The following is a 3,945-nucleotide window of genomic DNA, read 5'->3' as shown; positions in this document are numbered from 1 at the left end:
CACCACGGTGTGGTTCATGACTGGGGTGAAGTCGTAACAAGGTAGCCGTAGGGGAACCTGCGGCTGGATCACCTCCTTACCGACGACTCATCTCGTGTCGGCAAGTGCTCACAATGAATTACCTGATCGGCCAGAGCAAAGACTGTTTGGGTATAGGCCCAGCGTGACCAATGGGTCTGTAGCTCAGTTGGTTAGAGCGCACCCCTGATAAGGGTGAGGTCGGCAGTTCAAATCTGCCCAGACCCACCAAATTTTATCCAGTACTGCGTTATTTTGTGACTCGCATAGCAGGCTATGCGTCGCCACAAAATGCCTTGTCCTGAATAAAATTCCCATGGCACGTACGGGATATCAGTGGGGCCATAGCTCAGCTGGGAGAGCGCCTGCCTTGCACGCAGGAGGTCAGCGGTTCGATCCCGCTTGGCTCCACCACTTCTCTCCACCTCACAGTCTTACCTGATCGGATCCGCAGTCATAAGCCACCATCGCCCAAGACGATGACCGGTTTATGACTGTCGATTGACAGTCTGCTCTTTAACAATGTGAATCATGCTGACAAATTTCTCCGCAAGGAGAAAGCAAGATACGTCTCAAGCGTATCCGGCAATTGTCGTACGTAATCGCAGACCAGACCCTTTCGGGTTATATGGTCAAGCGATTAAGCGCACACGGTGGATGCCTAGGCAGCCAGAGGCGATGAAAGACGTGGAAGCCTGCGATAAGGCTCGGCGAGGTGGCAAACAACCTGTGACCCGGGCATTTCTGAATGGGGAAACCCACCCAGCACAAGCTGGGTATCCCACACTGAATCCATAGGTGTTGGGAGGCGAACCAGGGGAACTGAAACATCTAAGTACCCTGAGGAAAAGAAATCAACCGAGATTCCCCTAGTAGCGGCGAGCGAACGGGGACCAGCCCTTAAGCGTGTGACTGATTAGGCGAAGGCATTGGGAAATGCCGCCATAGTGGGTGATAGCCCCGTAGCCGAAAATCTGATCGCGTGAAATCGAGTAGGTCGGGGCACGTGAAACCTTGACTGAAGACGGGGGGACCATCCTCCAAGGCTAAATACTCCTGGCTGACCGATAGTGAACCAGTACCGTGAGGGAAAGGCGAAAAGAACCCCGGAGAGGGGAGTGAAATAGATCCTGAAACCGTGTGCGTACAAGCAGTGGGAGCAGACTCGTTCTGTGACCGCGTACCTTTTGTATAATGGGTCAGCGACTTATATTCAGTGGCGAGCTTAACCGATTAGGGGAGGCGTAGGGAAACCGAGTCTTAACTGGGCGACCAGTCGCTGGATATAGACCCGAAACCGGGCGATCTATCCATGAGCAGGTTGAAGGTTGAGTAACATCAACTGGAGGACCGAACCAGGATCTGTTGAAAAAGATTTGGATGACTTGTGGATCGGAGTGAAAGGCTAATCAAGCCCGGAGATAGCTGGTTCTCCTCGAAAGCTATTTAGGTAGCGCCTCACGTATCACCGCCGGGGGTAGAGCACTGTTTCGGCTAGGGGGTCATCCCGACTTACCAACCCGAGGCAAACTCCGAATACCGGTGAGTGCGAGCGTGGGAGACACACAGCGGGTGCTAACGTCCGTTGTGAAAAGGGAAACAACCCAGACCGTCAGCTAAGGTCCCGAAATTCTGGTTAAGTGGGAAACGATGTGGGAAGGCTCAGACAGCTAGGAGGTTGGCTTAGAAGCAGCCATCCTTTAAAGAAAGCGTAATAGCTCACTAGTCGAGTCGGCCTGCGCGGAAGATGTAACGGGGCTAAACCAGGTACCGAAGCTACGGGTGCGTTCACGTTTCGACGTGAATGCGCGGTAGAGGAGCGTCGTGTAAGCCGATGAAGGTGGATTGAGAAGTCTGCTGGAGGTATCACGAGTGCGAATGCTGACATGAGTAACGACAAGGGGAGTGAAAAACTCCCCCGCCGGAAGACCAAGGGTTTCTGTTCGATGCTAATCAGAGCAGAGTGAGTCGGCCCCTAAGGCGAGGCCGAAAGGCGTAGTCGATGGGAAACGGGTCAATATTCCCGTACCTGACATGGTTGCGATGGGGGGACGAAGAAGGCTAGGTGAGCCAGGCGTTGGTTGTCCTGGTGAAAGTCGGTAGGCTGAGGGTTCAGGCAAATCCGGACCCTTAAGGCCGAGAGACGAGACGAACAGACCACGGTCTGGAAGTCACTGATGCCACGCTTCCAGGAAAAGCCTCTAAGCTTCAGGCCATGTGAGACCGTACCCCAAACCGACACAGGTGGTCAGGGTGAGAATCCTAAGGCGCTTGAGAGAACTCGGGTGAAGGAACTAGGCAAAATGGTGCCGTAACTTCGGGAGAAGGCACGCCGCATTAGTGTGAAGGGACTCGCTCCCCGAGCACGAAGCGGTCGAAGATACCAGGTGGCTGCAACTGTTTATTAAAAACACAGCACTCTGCAAACGCGTAAGCGGACGTATAGGGTGTGACGCCTGCCCGGTGCCGGAAGGTTAATTGATGGTGTTAGCCGTAAGGCGAAGCTCTTGATCGAAGCCCCGGTAAACGGCGGCCGTAACTATAACGGTCCTAAGGTAGCGAAATTCCTTGTCGGGTAAGTTCCGACCTGCACGAATGGCGTAATGATGGCCACGCTGTCTCCACCCGAGACTCAGTGAAATTGAAATCGCAGTGAAGATGCTGTGTACCCGCGGCTAGACGGAAAGACCCCGTGAACCTTTACTATAGCTTCACACTGGATGCTGATGTTGCTTGTGTAGGATAGCTGGGAGGCTTAGAAACCCGGACGCCAGTTCGGGTGGAGCCACCCTTGAAATACCAGCCTGGCATCATTGGCGTTCTAACTCAGGCCCGTTATCCGGGTCGAGGACAGTGTGTGGTGGGTAGTTTGACTGGGGCGGTCTCCTCCCAAAGCGTAACGGAGGAGCACGAAGGTACCCTCAGCACGGTTGGAAATCGTGCATTGAGTGCAAGAGCATAAGGGTGCTTAACTGCGAGACAGACACGTCGAGCAGGTACGAAAGTAGGTTCTAGTGATCCGGTGGTTCTGTATGGAAGGGCCATCGCTCAACGGATAAAAGGTACTCCGGGGATAACAGGCTGATACCGCCCAAGAGTTCACATCGACGGCGGTGTTTGGCACCTCGATGTCGGCTCATCACATCCTGGGGCTGAAGTCGGTCCCAAGGGTATGGCTGTTCGCCATTTAAAGTGGTACGCGAGCTGGGTTTAGAACGTCGTGAGACAGTTCGGTCCCTATCTGCCGTGGGCGTCGGAAGTTTGAGAAGAGCTGCTCCTAGTACGAGAGGACCGGAGTGGACGCACCTCTGGTGTTCCGGTTGTCACGCCAGTGGCATTGCCGGGTAGCTATGTGCGGACAGGATAACCGCTGAAAGCATCTAAGCGGGAAGCCCCCTTCAAGATGAGACTTCCCTGAGGCTTTACGCCTCCTGAAGGGCCCAGCGAGACTAGCTGGTTGATAGGCACGGTGTGGAAGCACAGCAATGTGTTGAGCTAACGTGTACTAATGGCCCGTGAGGCTTGACCATATAACCCCAAGGGGTCTGTGGATTACGCGACAATTGACGGATGCGTTGAGACGTATCGCGTCGGCATGATTCCTCTGTTTTTCGCCTGACGACCATAGCGTGCGGGAACCACCTGATCCCATGCCGAACTCAGCAGTGAAACCGCTCAGCGCCGATGGTAGTGTGGGGTCTCCCCATGCGAGAGTAGGTCATCGTCAGGCACTTATACCAAAACCCCAGCTTCGGAAGAGGCTGGGGTTTTTTCATGGGCATGGGGAAACCCGGCTCTTTATATGTGGGGCCGCTTCGCGGGCCGGCCCCTCGCCAGCTCGGGGCGTTCGACCGCCCTCGCGGCGGTGCCGCGAAGGGCTGGGCGGTCTCACCCCCATGCGAGATATGTCATCGTCAGGCACTTATT

2 tRNA genes and 3 rRNA genes are annotated in these 3,945 nt (G+C 54.8%); all 5 read left to right on the top strand.

Annotated features, from left to right (window positions below):
• Positions 1-79 (top strand): 16S ribosomal RNA (locus CK498_RS25470); the annotation flags it as partial.
• Positions 80-172: 93 nt separating this feature from the next.
• A tRNA-Ile gene (locus CK498_RS25465) sits at positions 173-249 on the top strand.
• Between the two features lie 107 nt (positions 250-356).
• Positions 357-432: transfer RNA gene (locus CK498_RS25460), tRNA-Ala, on the top strand.
• 216 nt (positions 433-648) lie between these two features.
• Positions 649-3,548: ribosomal RNA gene (locus CK498_RS25455) — 23S ribosomal RNA — on the top strand.
• Positions 3,549-3,632: 84 nt separating this feature from the next.
• Positions 3,633-3,748: ribosomal RNA gene (gene rrf / locus CK498_RS25450) — 5S ribosomal RNA — on the top strand.
• The last annotated feature ends 197 nt before the right edge of the window (positions 3,749-3,945 follow it).

It is taken from the genome of Halomonas salipaludis, assembly GCF_002286975.1.
In the GTDB taxonomy this organism is placed as follows: domain Bacteria; phylum Pseudomonadota; class Gammaproteobacteria; order Pseudomonadales; family Halomonadaceae; genus Franzmannia; species Franzmannia salipaludis.
The sequence above is the reverse complement of the archived record's forward strand: the minus strand, read 5'-3'. Positions and strand labels throughout refer to the sequence as shown.